Origin of the sequence: Shewanella litorisediminis, from assembly GCF_016834455.1 — a bacterium.
In the GTDB taxonomy this organism is placed as follows: Bacteria; Pseudomonadota; Gammaproteobacteria; order Enterobacterales; family Shewanellaceae; genus Shewanella; species Shewanella litorisediminis.
On the sequence record NZ_CP069213.1, the window covers coordinates 1,281,967 to 1,298,637 of the forward strand.

The window sequence follows — 16,671 nt, forward strand, 5'->3', positions numbered from 1 at the left end:
CCAAACCAGCAGTTAAGCCTTTTGCTGACCTTAACTGCCATGTTATCTTTCCCTATTGATTTCAGAGCAAACCCAAAGCCCAATATTCATGTCACAACCCCGTTTTGTTCATCTGCGCGTTCACTCAGATTTTTCCATGACCGATGGTCTGGCAAAGGTTAAGCCCATTCTTGGCAAGGCCGAGGCCGAAGGCATGGCGGCAATCGCGCTGACGGATCAGAATAACCTCTGTGGTCTGGTGAAGTTTTACAGTACCTGCCACGACAAAGGCATTAAGCCCATTATTGGTGCCGACTTCTGGATGCTGGTGCCCGGGTTTGAAGACGAGTTTTGTGCCGTCACTGTGCTTGCAATGGACAACGAGGGTTACCAAAACCTGACTCAGCTTATCAGTCAGGCGTATTTGCGGGGCCAGGTGCAGGGCAGGGTGGCAATCGATCAGGAATGGCTGCTGACTTACAACAGTGGCATTTTGCTGCTCTCCGGCGCCAAAGAAGGGGACCTGGGTAAGGCGCTGATCAAGGGCAATGCCGCGCAGGCGGCGAGTCTGACGGAGTTTTACCAGACCCATTTCCCCGACCGTTATTTTATCGAGCTTATCCGCACCGGCCGAGCCGACGAAGAAACCTATCTGCATATGGCGGTGAAGCACGCCGCAGAAGTTGGGCTGCCCGTGGTAGCCACCAATCAGGTGGTGTTTTTGAGTCCGGAAGACTTTGAGGCCCACGAGATCCGGGTGGCCATTCACGATGGTTTTACCCTGGCTGACAATCGCCGCCCCAAAAAATACAGTGAGCAGCAGTATCTTCGCAGTGAAGACGAAATGTGCGAGCTGTTTGCCGATATTCCCGAGGCCATTGAGAACACGGTGGAGATAGCCAAGCGCTGTAACGTGACTGTGCGTCTTGGTGAATACTTCCTGCCCAACTTCCCCACCGGCGATTTAAGTACCGAAGACTTTTTGGTGGAGCGCTCCAAAGAGGGCCTTGAAGAGCGGTTGGAGTTTCTGTTCCCCGACCCTGAGGTCAGAGCCGAGAAGCGCAAGGAGTACGATGAGCGCCTCGATATCGAGCTTCAGGTAATCAACCAGATGGGATTTCCCGGTTACTTTCTTATCGTGATGGAGTTTATCCAGTGGGGTAAGGATAACGGCATTCCGGTGGGGCCGGGCCGGGGCTCGGGTGCCGGCTCTTTGGTGGCCTATGCCCTGAAAATTACCGACCTTGATCCGCTGGAATTCGACCTGCTGTTCGAGCGTTTTTTGAATCCGGAGCGGGTTTCCATGCCCGACTTCGACGTTGACTTCTGCATGGACAGACGCGACGAGGTGATTGACCACGTGGCCGAGCTTTACGGCCGCGAGGCGGTGTCGCAGATCATTACTTTCGGTACCATGGCCGCCAAGGCGGTGGTGCGTGACGTAGGCCGGGTGCTGGGGCACTCCTACGGCTTTGTTGACCGTATCTCCAAGATGATCCCGCCCGAGCCGGGCATGACCCTGGCCAAGGCCTTTGAGGTGGAACCCGGTCTTCAGGAGGCCTACGACGCCGATGAGGAAGTGAAAGACCTTATCGACATGGCGCGTAAGCTTGAAGGTGTCACCCGAAATGCAGGTAAACACGCCGGTGGCGTGGTAATTGCGCCCACTAAAATCACCGACTTCTCGCCGCTTTATTGCGACGCCGAGGGCAAAAACCCGGTAACCCAGTTCGATAAGAACGATGTGGAATACGCCGGACTGGTGAAGTTTGACTTTTTGGGTCTCAGAACCCTCACCATTATCGATTGGGCGCTGGGGATGATTAACCCCAGACTGGCCAAACTTGGCAAGCCGCCGGTGGATATTGCCGCCATTCCGCTCGATGACAGCAAGTCATTTGGCGTGCTCAAACGCTATGAGACCACAGCCGTATTCCAGCTCGAATCCCGCGGCATGAAAGACCTTATCAAGCGTCTGCAACCCGACTGTTTCGAAGACATGATTGCACTGGTGGCCCTGTTCCGTCCGGGCCCATTGCAGTCGGGCATGGTAGATAACTTTATCGACCGTAAGCACGGCCACGAAGAGATTTCTTACCCGGATGCCACCTGGCAGCACGAGAGCCTCAAACCCATCCTCGAACCCACATACGGCATCATCCTTTATCAGGAACAGGTGATGCAGATTGCCCAAACGCTGGCCGGCTACACCCTGGGTGGTGCTGACATGCTGCGCCGGGCCATGGGTAAGAAAAAGCCAGAAGAAATGGCCAAGCAGCGGGCAGGCTTTGAAGCCGGCTCGGTGAAAAATGGCGTGGATGGCGAGCTTGCCATGAAGATCTTCGACCTGGTGGAGAAATTCGCAGGGTACGGCTTCAACAAATCGCACTCGGCCGCCTACGCCCTGGTGTCTTATCAGACGTTGTGGCTCAAGACCCACTTCCCGTCGGAGTTTATGGCGGCGGTAATGTCGGCGGATATGGACAACACCGACAAGATTGTGACCCTGGTGGATGAATGCGATCGCATGGGGCTTAAAATCATTCCGCCGGATGTGAACAAGGGCCTATTCAAGTTTACCGTGGATGAAGACCTTAATATCGTCTACGGCATCGGCGCCATCAAGGGCGTGGGTGAGGGGCCGGTTGAGACCATTCTCGAGGCCAGAAAAGATGGGCCCTTCACCGACCTGTTCGACTTTTGTGCCCGTGTCGATTTGAAAAAGCTCAATCGCCGGGTGATTGAAAAACTGATTTACTCAGGTGCGCTGGATAGCCTGGGGCCACACCGTGCCTCCATGATGGCAACCCTGCCAGAGGCCATGCAGGCGGCGGATCAACACGCCAAGGCCCAGGCCACCGGCCAGCACGATATGTTTGGTCTCCTGAACGACCATCAGGAAGACGCCAAGCAGCAATTTGTGGAATGCACCCCCTGGCCGGACAAAATCTGGCTCGAAGGTGAGCGGGAAACCTTGGGGCTGTATCTCACCGGTCACCCCATCAATCAGTATCTGAAAGAGCTGAAAAACTACACCTCGGGCAGGCTGAAAGATATTCACCCCACCGAGCGGGGTAAAACCGTCAAGGCCGCCGGTTTGGTGGTGGCAAGCCGGGTGATGCTCACCAAACGGGGCTCCAAAATGGGGCTTCTGACCCTGGATGACAAGAGCGCCCGCCTTGAGGTGATGCTCTTTACTGAAGCCTTTGAAAAATTTGGTCATCTGCTCGAAAAAGACCGCATTCTTATCTGCGAAGGGGAAGTGAGCTTCGATGATTTCTCCGGCGGCAACCGCATGACCGTCCGCAATATTATCGATATCAGCGAGGCCCGCAGCCATTTTGCCAAGGCGCTTGAGGTCGATTTGGCGTCACAGCAGGCCACAGAGCCAATGCTGGACAAGTTCTTTGAAGTGCTCACGCCCTGGAAGGGCGGCGCCGTGCCCCTGATTGTGAACTTCAGCCGCGCCGATGCCAGCGGCCGCTTGCAACTCAGTGATGAGTGGCGGGTTAACCCGTCCGATGACCTGGTGCTGGCACTGCAAACCCTGATAGGCCCGGATAAAATTCGGATCCAGTTCTAGGATGAAGGGCATGCAAAGCTCGTCAGTGGCACTTGCAAAGCTTGATTCGCTCGTCTCATTAATCGAGGCGGCGCTTGCCGCCCTGAGTCCTTCCAAACTGGTGCTGGGGTACAGTGGCGGGCTGGACTCAGAGCTTTTGGCCTGCGCCCTTTCCCATTACGCGAAAACCCATCCTGGCACCCACTGTCTGCTGGTGCATGTGCATCATGGCTTAAGCCCGAATGCCGATGTCTGGGCGCGTCACTGCGAGAGCAGTGCAGCCCACTATGGACTGGACTTTGTGCAGGAAAAGGTCAGGGTAAAGCGAGGCGCCCGTTTGAGTCTGGAGGCCGAGGCCCGCAGCGCCAGATATGCTGCCTTAATGGCCCATTTGGGCGAAGGCGACGTTCTCCTTACCGCCCATCATCAGGATGACCAGCTGGAAACCGTGCTGCTGGCTCTTACCCGGGGCCTCGGGCCCAAGGGGCTTGCGGCCATGGGGCAACAGCAGCCCCTCGAAGGCGGCGCATTTCAGGTAAGGCCTTTTTTGGGCTTGTCCCGCGAATCTCTCGAAGAGGCTGTATCTGTGCTCGGACTCAACCACATCGAAGATGAAAGCAATCAGGATACCCGTTTCGACCGCAATTTTTTGCGAGCCGACATTATTCCGCGACTGAAATCCCGCTGGGGAGCCATAGGCGCCACCGTGAGTCGCAGCGCCGAGCTGTGCGCCCAAACCCAAATGCTCCTGGATGAAGAGGTCAGTGAGCGTCTGACACCGCTTATCAGCCATTGCCCTTTAAGTGGTGTTTACAGGTTGGCATTGGAGCCAGTCGCTGCCTGCTCAACAGCATGGCAGGCTCAGCTGGTCAGGGGCTTTCTGGAGGCTGCCAGTCTTGCTCCCCCTTCAAAAGTTCAGCTCGAAGAAGCATTGGATCAGCTCTTTGCCGCCAAAGCGGATGCCGCGGTCTCCCTGCGGTTTGGCAATACCCGCTTAAGACGATTTCAGGGCTGGCTTTACGCCGAAACTGAGTCTGATAATGCCAGTCATTCACCATCCTCTGCCACTCAAATACCTGCCACTCAAATACCTGCCACTCAAATACCTGCCACCCAAACGCCTGCCACCCAAACGCCTGCCACCCAAATGTCTGCCACACAAATCCCAGTCACGCAGCAGAGTTTGGTTGAGGGGATTGCGACGCCTTTGGGTAAGCTGCAACTGCTGCCAACAGGCGCAGAGGATGAAGGGCTGGACGGATGTTGTTGGCAAGCCAGAGTGCCTCAAGGCGCACTCACAGGCGACCTGACCCTGGTATATGGTTTACCCGGCAGTACCAAGGCCTGGCCCATGGGGCGCGGCAAGCGGCGGGAATTAAAGAAGCTCTGGCAGGAGTTTGACGTGCCGCCCTGGCTCAGAACATCCATCCCCATGCTCTGCTGCGACCAATCTCTGGTGGCCGCTGTCGGGGTATGGATTGAAAATTCGGCCCTCGGAACGCCGCCAGAAGGCCGTGAATCGTGGATGACCATCAGGCTTTCCCGTGACTGACATTGCCAGGTACGGCTGACGTCTCCTGTTTGAAACCTCAGGTCTGATTCGAACCGCTGTCAGTGATGCTTGTCGGGATAAAGCACCACACAGGCGGTTTGTTTTTTGCGGCCAAATCCCATCACTTTCGCCAGCTCTGCCCGGCTGACGGGCACATAGGCGGCGGACACCGCATCCTTTTGATGCTCGACAAAGGGATCGTGAAAGAAAAAGTACTCAGGGTTGCAGCCACTGAGCGCAATCCAGTGCGGCCCTTTTTCACCGTTGAAACGGTAGGTACTGATAAGCAGAAGCACAGCGGCACCACACTGTAAATAGCCCTCAAGCTCTTCCAGGGTTGGCGCACGGGGCAAGGCGTTCACGCCTTTCTGCGCCAGCTGTCCAACAAAATCCTCATGCACCAGGCTGATAATGGCCTTTTTATTCTCATCCCTGACACTGTCGATAAAGGGGATGGTATGAGACTGACTGAAGAGTGTCACAGCAAAGCCCCGATTCACCGCCGCCAGAGCCAGTCCTTCTGCGCTGCAGCCCCCATGGCCGCTGGTCATATAGATGGTGGTGGCCTCGCGCCAGAGCTGCAGCTCCATGAGCCTGCTGGGCTGGAAAGAAGGTCTCAGCGCGGCAAACGCCATTTGCAGACAAGCGGGTCCACAGCTGAAGGGGGTGGTTTGCACATAAAGTGGCATTGGCAGGGTAGTGCTGGGCCCCGGCGGCTCCAATCGTTTGTGCATTCTGACGCCATCGGCGAGATCGTCGTAATAATGCACCAAGGATTTCAGCACCTTATAGCCCATTTTTTGATACAGATTGCGGGCGGCCAGATTGTCATTTCGCACCTCCAGGCGTAAGGTGATATAGCCTTTTTCCACCGTGATTTGCTCGACCCGGGTCAGAAGCTCCCTTGATAATCCCCTGCCGCGATAATCGGGGCTGACCGCAAGCGAGTAGAGCCTGGCAAGGTGGGTGCCACGATGAAACAGTACCAGCGCATAGGCCGCCACTGTGTCGCCATCGAGGGCCAACATCAGGCAGGCATGGGGCGATTGCACAAACCGGCGCATTTGCCTTGGCGAAATTCGGTCTCCTTCGAAGGCGCTGTTTTCGAGGGCATTAAGGGCGTCGAGTTGGGCAAGGGTCGCGAGGCGATATTCCATGGTGATGGCCATCCACAATAGGATAGGCTCATTAAATCCAGTTCAGTGACAGGAGGCAAGTTCAATTATGGCGCAGCTGTTGATAGTGACGGACAACAAAGAGGACTGGCGCCCCTATCTGCCCAGCGAGCAGATGGTGACAGTGAACGAGTATCTGGCTATGGGGGCCTGGGGCAACAGCAAGAATGTACAGGTGCTGAACCTGTGCCGCAACTACGACTATCTCTCCAACGGCTATTATTGCTCGCTGCTGGCCGAAGCCCGTGGCCACAGGGTCTTGCCCAGGGTCATGACCATCAACGACTTGTCTCAGGACCGTTTTTTCAGCTTGCCTCAGGGGGGGCTTGAAAAACTGAGTGCCGACCTGACCGAACTCAGCTTCAAGCTGTTTTTCGGCTACTGCGATATTCCTGCCCTCGAACGCATTGGCCGCAAGATCTTTGAACGTTTTACCGTGCCTGTGCTGGAAGTGAAACTGGTGAAGCTACAGAATAAGTGGCAGGTCGACAGTATTCAGCCATTTCCCTATCAGGCTTTGAATGATGCTGAGCAAGATGCTTTTGCCAACTCACTGGAGGTGTTTTCACAGAAGGTGTGGCGTAAGCCAAGGCGTTCACGCAAGTTTCGCTACGAGATGGCAATGCTGGTGGATGAGCGGGAAAAAATGCCGCCATCCAACAAGGGGGCACTGAACCGCTTTATCAAGGCCGCCAACAGGCTGGGGATGGAGCTTGAGCTGATTGGGCCGCATGAACTCACCAGGCTCGGGGAATTTGACGGCCTCTTTATTCGCTCTACTACGAACATCAGCAACTTCACCTATCGTTTTGCCAAAAGCGCCGAGCAGCTGGGGCTCATTGTGATGGATGACCCCGAGTCCATTATGAAGTGCACCAACAAGGTGTTTTTATCTGAACTCCTGGCAAGCCACAAGGTACCTGCACCCAAGAGCATGATTTTTAAAGCATCCGATGAAGGCTGGCAGGATGCGCTCATCGCCGAAATCGGTTTGCCTGCGGTGCTTAAGGTGCCCGATGGCGCCTTTTCCCTCGGTGTCGTCAAGGTGAAAGAGCGGGCACAGCTGGAAGCAGAAGCGATGCGTATCTTCCAGCACAGCAGCCTCATCCTGGCTCAGGAGTACCTGCCGACCGAGTTTGATTGGCGCATTGGGGTGCTTAATCGTCAGCCCATTTATGCCTGCCGTTACTATATGAGCCGTGGTCACTGGCAAATATACCAGCACCATAAGAGTGGACGGGTGAGCAGTGGCGGCTTTGATGCCCTGGACATGAAATCTGTCCCCAGCCAGGTGGTGGATGCCGCCGTTAAGGCCGCCAATTTAATTGGCAGTGGTTTTTACGGTGTCGACCTGAAAGAGGTGAATGGCAAGGCCTATGTAATTGAAGTGAATGATAATCCCAGTGTGGATCATGGTGTGGAAGATAAATACCTGGGGGATTTGCTGTACGACAGGGTGATGACCGAATTCCTGCGACGCATTCAATTGCGGGGTTTTTAATCGCGAGGCGTGAGAGGCTGGCCCATCCCTGGGCGACCACAGTCAATTTTTTGTCAGCTTTTGACTGGGTGTTGAAGGCTGAGACGATAGCAATTGCGGCCGGCGGCCTTGGCTTGGTACAAGGCCTTGTCGGCCCGTTCGTAGAGATTGTCCTGATTTTCTCCCGCCTGAATTTCTGCGGCGCCAAGGCTGGTGTGAATACGGTTGCGGCAAAAGAAACTGCCTTTGGCCAGTTTGCTTAAGATGCGCTCACACAGCAAAGTTGCCGAGTCCAGCTCGCCCCGTACCAACACCACAAACTCATCGCCGCCGATGCGAAAGGCCTGATCGGTATTGCGGATGGCGGACTTGACCAGTGCGCCAAACTGCCGCAGCACGGCATCTCCAAACTGATGGCCGTGGGTGTCGTTGAGCTGTTTGAAGTTGTCCAGATCCAGAATGATCAGGGATAACTTGTCCTGATGACGCCCGGCCCTTGCAACCGCATGCTTGATGGCCTGGCCATAAAAGTTACGGTTTCCAAGGCCCGTCAGGGGATCAAACATGGCCTGCTCGGACATCTTTTGATATTGAATGGCATTGAGCAGCGGTTGGATCAGCATGGATTCCAGCGTTTGCAGGATACGGATTTGCGCCGGAGTCAGGGGCGTATCGAGACGGTAGTCCAGCACGGCACCCCGGCAGGCCTCGGCATTGAGGTGCCGCTTTAAACTTACCCCAACGCGCTTGCCCCAGCTGAGCTGTATCTCGGCAAACTGGGCCTGAACTCCGACAAGCGGCAAATACTGGCCCAGGACTTTGCCAAAGCAGGCAAAAACGGTCCGGGGATCCAGGCTGGCATGGAGCTGCTGAACTATGGTAACCAGTGCAAGCTGATCGGGGCCATCATGGATGTCGGCCACGCTGGCTTTAAGGCCAAAGTGGTAATCATCGGGATATATTTGTGCGGCAATACCAAAGTCCATATTTATTACTCCGGCGGGTCAGGACTCATCTGGCTTGAATTAAGCAAAATACGTGCCGTAAAAGCCGCTAAATAAATTTGTCTTTGTATGTCACTCAGTTAATCTTTGTTATGGCAGTGCAAAATTTCCCGTGCCGGTAATTTGACAAGGAAACTTCATGGAACAGGGCATACTTCTCAAGATCTTGCTGATGCTGCTTATCGCCATCGCAGCCATCGCGCTCTTGAGACGTTTGGGGTTGCCCGCCATACTCGCTTATCTGCTTACCGGTGTGGTGGCCGGCCCCGGTGGATTTGATTGGTTCAGTCAGCATCAGATGCATTCGGTGGCGGAACTTGGGGTCGTGCTGCTGATGTTTACCCTGGGGCTGGAATTTTCGGTTCCAAAACTCTGGGCCATGAGACGCACCGTATTTGGTCTTGGCAGTGCTCAGGTGCTGGTCACCACCCTACTCACCATGCTGATTGCCATGGCCCTTGGCCAGCAGTCGGTTCAGGCATTGGTCATTGGCTCAACCATTGCGCTTTCTTCCACAGCAATCGTACTCAAACTCCTGAATGAACAGGGCTGGTTGCGTCGCCGTCACGGCGAATTATCTGTAAGCGTGCTGCTGTTTCAGGATTTGGCCGTGGTGCCTCTGCTGATTTTGCTGCCCTTGCTTGGCGAGGCAGATGGCACCCTTGCGCTTCACAATGTGCTGTTTGCCTTGCTCAAAGGCACGGTGGCCTTTATTGCATTGATGGCGTTCGGTAAATGGGCGCTGCCCAAGGTGTTTGATGAGGTGGCGCGCTCCCGCTCCAATGAACTCTTTGTCCTGTCTGCCCTGGTGGTAGCGCTGCTCACAGGTGCCTTTACCCAATGGCTTGGGCTTTCTATGGCGCTGGGTGCCTTTATGGCAGGCATGCTGCTCGGGGAGAGTCAGTACCGGCGCCAGCTGGAGGCCGATATCAGGCCGTTCCGGGATCTCCTGATGGGGCTCTTTTTTATCTCCATCGGCATGCTGCTGGATTTCCAGTTAGTGATGGCTTACTGGTGGCAAATCCTGCTGGTGTTGCTCGCTGTTATCAGTGGTAAAGCGCTGGTGGTGCATGGACTCCTGAAGCTCGCCGGTGAGCCCTTCCGTATCTCTTCCGTGTCGGCCCTTATTTTGGCGCAGGTGGGGGAGTTTTCCTTTGTGGTGTTGGCACTGGCGGTGAATTATCAATTGCTGGAGCCCGAGGTTAGCACAGTGCTGGTGATGGTTGCCGTGATCTCCATGGCGTTGGCGCCGACTCTGGTGCGCCATGCCGTGAATATCAGCAAATGGCTTCAGGGGCTTAAACCCTCGGTGAAAGACGACCCTCAACTCCCCAGGGTAGAGGAAGGGACTGAACTGGTGCTTATTCTGGGCTATGGCCGTGTTGGCCAAACCATCGCCCGGTTTTTAAAGGCCGAAGCTGTGCCATTTTTGGCGCTGGACCTTGACCCCACCCGGGTGCAGGAAGCCAAACGCGCCGGCGAGCCTGTGTATTTTGGCGATGCCTGCAAGCGTGCCATTCTCAAGCAAGCCGGTATCACTCATGCCAAAATGATAGTGCTCACTTTCTGTGAAAGCCGCGCGGTTGATGAGGTGATACACCTGTGCCGGACATTGGCACCTACTGCTAAGATTCTGGTTCGCACCCGGGATGACAGGGAGCTTAAGCTGCTTGAGCAAGCCGGTGCCAGCCAGGTCATTCCCGAGACCCTTGAGGGCAGCCTGATGCTGGTCAGCCAGGTGCTGTATCAGTGCGGTGTACCCTTGACCCGTATTTTGAAACGGCTCGAATTTGAGCGGCGCAATCATTATCAATACCTGCACGGTTTTTTCTCCGGCACAGAAACCGACTTTACTCTGGAACTTTTGCATGCGGTGGCACTGCCCAGGGGGGCGAACGCGGTGGGGCAGCGGCTTGGTGATATTCCCTGGGCCAAACTCAGGGTCGAGCTCAGGGCCATTCGTCGCGGGGGGGAAGAATTCGACAATCCCAGTGAAGATTGGCAGCTGCGTGCCGGCGACGTGTTGATTTTGCTGGGTAAACCCAGAAGGGTGGAAAAAGCCGAGGCGCTGTTGCTTCAAGGCTCATGATTTCTTTGTCTCATCAACCTTTTTTGAACACATGCTTACCGCTTGCGAGTCCTGCCTCGATGGAGGTCAGGTAATATTAAAAAATGCCCTTATTTCATCTATTTGACACATAGCATCCTGGTAGCCGAGATCTATCAGGGCACTGGTGTAGGCCTTTTCAAACAGCAGATAGGACACAATACTGGAATCTGAGTCTTCGTTGATGCCGATAAGCCCGAGTAAGGTTCTGATAGCGAAAGGCATTTCACGATAATAACGGGCAGCGAGTACAGTGAGATCTTCACTGGGCTTGATAACCAGCGTGTTTATGGGTTTGAGCTGTAATCTGTCCCGACTTTCGGCCGGAATCAGTTTCAGGGTGTTATTAATTCGTTCAAGGCGCTCGAGGTCGCTGTTGAGCGTGTCCGAAAAGATGGTGTCGAGCAGATGGCCTGCGATGGTGGCGGTTTTCGGATGATGCTCAAGCTCGCGGGTGTCTTGCTTATGGGGGCTGTCGAGGTTTATCACCAGAATACGTTCGGCCCCCAGGTGTATGGGGCTTGCCAGCGGCGCCAATTGGTGCACCGAGCCGTCGCCGTAATAATTTTGCTTGAGCTTGATGGACGGGAACACCATGGGAATGGCGGCGCTTGCGAGCAGGTGCTCGGTGTTTAGCCGGGTGCGCTCGCCGCTGCGTCTGGCACGATACCAATTGTCTATGTCTCTGGATGCCTGAAAAAAGGTCACAGAGCGGGAGTTGTTGTAGCAGGAGGTGTCTATCGACAGGGCTGTCAGCGCCCCCGAGCGGATGTTCCTGTCAATGCGTCCAAAATCGATAAGCTCATTTAAAAGGCGCCTTAAGGGTTCATTGTCCAAGAGACTGCCCGCGTCGGTATTGACCTTGTCGTGTTGCAGGCCCTTTAGCGTCATGCGGCCCAGATGCTTCATCACTCCCGGGATTGAGCTGGTATAGACTTTGGACGTTTCAAAGTGGCGCCAGACCCATTCGAGCTTTCTGACGCCCAAATGAAAACAGGACGCATGGGTGGCAATGGAGGTGCCATTGATTGCGCCCGCCGACGTGCCGCAGACAATACGAAAGGGGATGCCGTGATTTCGGGGGTAAAACTGTACGATAGCCTTGAGCACCCCCACCTGATATGCGGCGCGGGCACCACCTCCCCCTAAAACCAGCGCAGTCGATGACGGCAAGGCATTCTCCAATATCTTGATAGTTAACTCTTTCCCTAGGCTAATTAAAGCCGTTTGCCGCCGCTGTTGGCAATGCTACGGGCAAAAAAAAAAGCACCCCGAAGGGTGCCTTTATTGCATGTTTCAAGCCTTAGCCTTGCTGAAACTGGGCTTTGAGGAAGCTCACCAATTCTGCAAATGGCACTTCGCTCTTTTCACCGGTACGGCGGTTTTTATACTCATAGACACCCGTGTCTATATTGCGATCGCCGATGACCACAGTGTGAGGTATGCCCAGCAGCTCCATATCGGCAAACATCACGCCGGGACGCTCTTTACGGTCGTCAAACAGCACTTCGAAACCGGCCTCTGTCAGCTCCTTGTACAGGGCTTCGGCGGTGTCGGTTACCCGGTGAGATTTGTGCATGTTCATCGGCAGAATGCCCACGGTGAAAGGCGCAATAGCCTCGGGCCATACAATGCCGCGGTCGTCATTGTTCTGCTCGATGGCAGCAGCCACGATGCGGCTTACGCCCACACCATAGCAACCCATCAGCATGATCTGTGACTTGCCATTTTCGTCCAGCACAGTGGCGTTCATGGCTTCTGAGTACTTGTTACCCAGCTGGAAGATGTGACCCACTTCGATACCACGGGCGAAGGCATAAACACCCTTGCCATCAGGCGTGGCTTCGCCTTCTACCACATTACGGATATCAGCGCCCTGAACCAGCGGCAGATCGCGTTCCCAGTTGATGCCGAAGAAGTGCTTGCCATCTTCGTTGGCACCGGCGGCGAAGTCGCTCATCACCAATACGCTGTGGTCAGCAATGATGGGCATCTTAAGATTAACAGGACCAATCGAGCCTGTTCCAGCACCCACGGCGGCGCGGATTTCGGCTTCACCGGCAAATTCCAGAGGTGATGCAACCAGCTCCAGTTTGTCGGCCTTGACTTCGTTCAGTTCGTGGTCGCCACGTACCAGAAGGGCAACCAGTGGCGCTTCTTCGGTGGCACCTTTGACAATCAATGTCTTGATAGTCTTTTCAATGGCCACGCCAAATTGCTCGACCAGCTCGGCAATGGTCTTGGCATTGGGGGTGTCCACGGTGCGCAGGGCCTCAGTGGCGGCGGCGCGGGGCTCGGTTGGCAGCGGGGCTTCGGCCTTCTCGATGTTGGCGGCGTAATCGCTGCCGGTGGAGTAGGCAATCAGGTCTTCACCGCTCTGGGCCAGCACGTGGAATTCGTGGGACACGCTGCCACCGATGGAGCCTGTATCGGCCAGCACGGGGCGGAATGCCAGTCCCATGCGACTGAAAATGTTGCTGTAGGCGGTGTACATGGCCTGATAAGTTTCGTCCAGGGTTTCCTGAGTCAGGTGGAAGGAGTAGGCATCCTTCATCAGGAACTCACGTGAGCGCATCACGCCGAAACGTGGGCGTACTTCGTCACGGAACTTGGTCTGGATTTGGTACAGGTTCAGTGGCAGCTGCTTGTACGAGCTCACTTCCTTGCGAATAAGGTCGGTGATGACTTCTTCGTGGGTCGGGCCGAGCACGAAGTCGCGGTTGTGGCGATCGGTAAAGCGCAAAAGCTCAGGACCAAACTGGTCCCAACGACCTGTTTCGACCCACAAGTCACCCGGTTGCACCATGGGCATCAGGATCTCAATGGCGCCGGCCTTGTTCATTTCTTCGCGAACAATGGCTTCTACTTTGCGCAGTACCCGCAAACCTGTGGGCAGGTAGCTGTATAAGCCTGACGCATTGCGGCGGATCATGCCCGCCCGCAGCATGAGTTGATGACTGACTACCTCGGCATTGGCTGGGGTTTCTTTCTGTGTCGATAGCAGGTATTTGCTGACTCGCATTCCCGGTGTCCATAGTTGAAAAGAATGGCCTGCATTGTATCACCTGCATCCGTGATGTCACGCTCAGCATGCAGCAAAAACCCTGACCAGACGTGAGTTTGACGCAGGTGTGGCCTCAATAAATTGCCGCGGTGGCCAGCCAGCTGCTGTCGGGTAAAAGACAGGGTGCAACCATGGCCTGATTTCCCCCCTGAGCCCTTGCCTGCAGCAGCGCTTCCTCCGCTTCCTGCAGCAGTATATCCCAGCCGTGTGTGCTGCGGGGGATGCGGGAGGCGACGCCCACTGACACAGTGACCCAGGGATGGGTGGCCAGCATGGGCGTCGCTATATGTGCCTGATGGACGCGGTAGCAGAGCTGGTGGGCCAGCTTAATGGCCTGCTCAAGGTCGGTGCAGGACAGCACTATGGCGAGTTTATTGCCGTCATAGTGAGCCAAATAGTCCTGCGCCCGGGCAGTGTGTTCGACCGCGATATTGACCAGCTGCGTCAGGCTGGTGTGTGGCAGCTCAGCCAGCCCATGGTCATGTTGCAGCATCACGGGATCGGCACTTAACAGCAACAGCGACACGGGCTCGTTGCGTCTTAAGCCCCGTAACCATTCCTGCTGTAAATGATGATTCAGCGCGCTGCGTGAGGCGAGGCCTGTGGTCTGGTCCACATTGGGGTTATGTTGCTGATGTTGCAGCTGACGATGGATATGGCGCAGGTTTTCTGAGATGTCCTTCACTTCCTGATTGGCCGGCTCCACTATGGTTGTGCTGTCTTTGCGATGGGCAGAGAGATTATCGACCTGCCTGCCAAGTTCTATCAGAGGGCGGATAAAATGCCTGCCCAGCAGATGCCACGCCAGAAACTGGGTGAGCAGGATACACAGCAGCGATAAAAACATCACCGTCATGGTCAGTTGCCAGCGACGCTTTTCGATGTCCGTCAGCAGTTGCTGCGCCTTGCCGACATCCAGAGAGCTGACCCTGATGGCTAAATCCCGGCTGAGTTCAGCGAGTCCCCCGATAACAGGGATGTTTTGCCCCTCAGGTTGCAGGCTCGTGAGCCCTTGCATCACCCGAATGGCCATGTCGCGCTCAGTACCGGGTGTGTTAGCCAGGGCGCTGACCAGTCCCTGCTGCCGGGCGCGCATTTCGCCAAGTAATTGCGACCTCGAGGTGGGAGGCAGGGTGTGCCAGTCACGGCCAAGGCTTTCCAGCCCCAACTGCTGCAGTAAGGCATCGCGTATAAGGTAACGTGACTCAGCCTGACTGAGCTGGCTTTGGGTAAACTCGCTGGCCTGTTGATGGATTGCGCCTAAGGCAACTATCCCCGTGAGGATGCCAAGCAGGGCAATACACATAAAGCTTTGCCACAAACGCCTGCGCATGGCCGGCAAGGGTTTGGAGGAGGGGATTTGGGCAAGCTTTTCATCCTTGTTCACTGCATCATCCTTGATTGGTTTACTTCTTGTCGCGCCTGTCGCCAATCGGCCGCGCTGGATTACCTGCAACTATGCTGTAAGGCGCAACGTCCCTTGTCACTATAGCACCCATACCCACCACGGCATGATTGCCAATGGTCACGCCATCCACAATGCCTGCCTGGGCGCCAATCCACACATCTTCACCTATCACAATGCCTTTGGAGCTGACCTTTTGGGTATAGATGGGCTCACCGGGTAGCATGCCATGATTAAAGGCATAGATGGTAACGTTATTGGCGATGCGGGTTCTGTTGCCAATTTTGATGCCCACACGGCCGCCATCAAGTGAGCTCCCGTGATTGATGGCCACTTCGTCGCCCATATCAACCGGACCGTGGATAAACACCCCCGCCGCTATCATACACTGGTCTCCCATGCGGATATCGCGGCCGGGCTCGGCGAAGAGCTCGGCCTCCGGCGCCACAAAACAGCGGTTGCCAATGTGTACGGTTTCCAGTTGCATCAGCCTGGACTGGATATCGGCCTGCCATGGCAGAGCCCAGGCTTTATGTTTGTCTTTCAATGAAAAATACAGCCAGGGCATCCAGGAGAGCCGCTTTTTGTGTTGCTCTCGAAAATCATCAGCCTTCATGGGGCACGCCAACCTTGGTGGGTTTGAGCTCGAGCACATGGGCCTTGCCGTCCTGAATGCACCAGAAGATGTCCAGGTCGTACAGGGCGACCTGATACAACTTGGGATCCTCTTTGGCTTTTTTATAGGCCGGACGCGGGTCCTGGGCCAGCACTCCGTCAATCAGCGCCGCCAGATCCGGCCGCGTATCCCCCTGGCTGAGGGTGGCAATCTGCGCCGTGGCAAGCTCGCTGTAGCTCACGTCAATCAGTACCGGGGCGTCCTGTGCTATGCCGCCTTCGGCATCCACAATGGCATCGGAGAAGGGAATGTAGGGCTTGATATCTATAATGGGAGTGCCATCAAGTAAATCCATACCGCTGATTTCAAGACACAATTTACCTTTACGTTTGACTATGCCATGCAGGCGCACCACCGACTGGCCTATGCCATTGGGGCGAAAGGTGGAGCGGGTGGCAAAGACGCCCAGTTTTTCATTGCCGCCAAGGCGCGGTGGCCGCACGGTATTTTTCCAGCCCTGGGCCAGGTTTTCATGGAAGCAAAACAGCAGCCACAGGTGGGAGTATTGCTCTAGCCCGCGCACTGTGTCGGGGTCGTTAAAGGGGGGTAACAGCTCCACAAACCCGTGGGCATTTACCAGCCCGGGCTGTCGTGGGATGCCGAATTTTTGCCGGTAAGGTGTATGGCAAACAGCCACGGCCTGAATGGTATTTTCAAAGGCTTTCAT

The 16,671-nt window shown here is 55.4% G+C and carries 11 protein-coding genes; 4 read left to right on the plus strand and 7 right to left on the minus strand.

What is annotated here, in order from left to right; genetic code table 11:
* Positions 1–88 precede the first annotated feature (88 nt).
* A complete protein-coding gene (dnaE, locus tag JQC75_RS05660) occupies positions 89–3,562 on the plus strand; it encodes a DNA polymerase III subunit alpha (RefSeq protein WP_203326476.1) in 3,474 nt (1,157 codons plus the stop codon).
* A gap of 10 nt (positions 3,563–3,572) precedes the next feature.
* Entirely contained in the window at positions 3,573–5,093 is a 1,521-nt protein-coding gene (gene tilS / locus JQC75_RS05665) for a tRNA lysidine(34) synthetase TilS (protein ID WP_203326477.1), read from the plus strand.
* 59 nt (positions 5,094–5,152) lie between these two features.
* Here the strand turns inward: tilS and JQC75_RS05670 are convergent, their stop codons facing one another.
* Positions 5,153–6,250, minus strand: coding sequence for a GNAT family N-acetyltransferase/peptidase C39 family protein (locus JQC75_RS05670; protein WP_239002090.1), 1,098 nt, complete (start codon positions 6,248–6,250; stop codon positions 5,153–5,155).
* 67 nt (positions 6,251–6,317) lie between these two features.
* Here JQC75_RS05670 and JQC75_RS05675 point away from each other — a divergent pair, with 67 nt between their 5' ends.
* On the plus strand, positions 6,318–7,769 hold the full coding sequence (locus tag JQC75_RS05675; RefSeq protein WP_203326478.1) for a RimK family protein: 1,452 nt from the start codon (positions 6,318–6,320) through the stop codon (positions 7,767–7,769).
* Between the two features lie 53 nt (positions 7,770–7,822).
* Here JQC75_RS05675 and dgcS read toward each other — a convergent pair whose 3' ends face one another.
* Positions 7,823–8,734 carry a diguanylate cyclase DgcS gene (gene dgcS, locus JQC75_RS05680; RefSeq protein WP_203326479.1) on the minus strand — a complete coding sequence of 304 codons (912 nt, stop codon included), beginning with the start codon at positions 8,732–8,734 and terminating at the stop codon, positions 7,823–7,825.
* Between the two features lie 157 nt (positions 8,735–8,891).
* Here dgcS and JQC75_RS05685 point away from each other — a divergent pair, with 157 nt between their 5' ends.
* Positions 8,892–10,841 carry a monovalent cation:proton antiporter family protein gene (locus JQC75_RS05685; RefSeq protein WP_203326480.1) on the plus strand — a complete coding sequence of 650 codons (1,950 nt, stop codon included), beginning with the start codon at positions 8,892–8,894 and terminating at the stop codon, positions 10,839–10,841.
* 66 nt (positions 10,842–10,907) lie between these two features.
* Here the strand turns inward: JQC75_RS05685 and JQC75_RS05690 are convergent, their stop codons facing one another.
* The 5 genes from JQC75_RS05690 to tsaA form a co-directional block, all read right to left on the minus strand.
* Positions 10,908–12,032 (minus strand): patatin-like phospholipase family protein, encoded by a 1,125-nt coding sequence (locus JQC75_RS05690; protein WP_203326481.1) that lies wholly within the window; start codon positions 12,030–12,032, stop codon positions 10,908–10,910.
* A 130-nt stretch (positions 12,033–12,162) separates the two neighbouring features.
* Entirely contained in the window at positions 12,163–13,881 is a 1,719-nt protein-coding gene (locus JQC75_RS05695) for a proline--tRNA ligase (RefSeq protein WP_203326482.1), read from the minus strand.
* A 115-nt stretch (positions 13,882–13,996) separates the two neighbouring features.
* Positions 13,997–15,310, minus strand: coding sequence for a GGDEF domain-containing protein (locus JQC75_RS05700; RefSeq protein ID WP_203326483.1), 1,314 nt, complete (start codon positions 15,308–15,310; stop codon positions 13,997–13,999).
* A gap of 19 nt (positions 15,311–15,329) precedes the next feature.
* Positions 15,330–15,944, minus strand: a complete 615-nt coding sequence (locus JQC75_RS05705) for an acyltransferase (RefSeq protein WP_203326484.1) — start codon at positions 15,942–15,944, stop codon at positions 15,330–15,332.
* Complete coding sequence (gene tsaA / locus JQC75_RS05710) at positions 15,934–16,671, minus strand: tRNA (N6-threonylcarbamoyladenosine(37)-N6)-methyltransferase TrmO (RefSeq protein ID WP_203326485.1); 738 nt, start codon at positions 16,669–16,671, stop codon at positions 15,934–15,936. Before tsaA ends, JQC75_RS05705 begins: the two co-directional genes overlap by 11 nt.

Excerpts from the sequence above, each read along its gene's own strand:
- dnaE (WP_203326476.1), top strand. The coding sequence starts at position 89 with ATGTCACAACCCCGTTTTGTTCATCTGCGCGTTCACTCAGATTTTTCC.
- tilS (WP_203326477.1), top strand. The coding sequence starts at position 3,573 with ATGCAAAGCTCGTCAGTGGCACTTGCAAAGCTTGATTCGCTCGTCTCA.
- JQC75_RS05670 (WP_239002090.1), bottom strand. The coding sequence starts at position 6,250 with ATGGAATATCGCCTCGCGACCCTTGCCCAACTCGACGCCCTTAATGCC.
- JQC75_RS05675 (WP_203326478.1), top strand. The coding sequence starts at position 6,318 with ATGGCGCAGCTGTTGATAGTGACGGACAACAAAGAGGACTGGCGCCCC.
- dgcS (WP_203326479.1), bottom strand. The coding sequence starts at position 8,734 with ATGGACTTTGGTATTGCCGCACAAATATATCCCGATGATTACCACTTT.
- JQC75_RS05685 (WP_203326480.1), top strand. The coding sequence starts at position 8,892 with ATGGAACAGGGCATACTTCTCAAGATCTTGCTGATGCTGCTTATCGCC.
- JQC75_RS05695 (WP_203326482.1), bottom strand. The coding sequence starts at position 13,881 with ATGCGAGTCAGCAAATACCTGCTATCGACACAGAAAGAAACCCCAGCC.
- JQC75_RS05705 (WP_203326484.1), bottom strand. The coding sequence starts at position 15,944 with ATGAAGGCTGATGATTTTCGAGAGCAACACAAAAAGCGGCTCTCCTGG.
- tsaA (WP_203326485.1), bottom strand. The coding sequence starts at position 16,671 with ATGAAAGCCTTTGAAAATACCATTCAGGCCGTGGCTGTTTGCCATACA.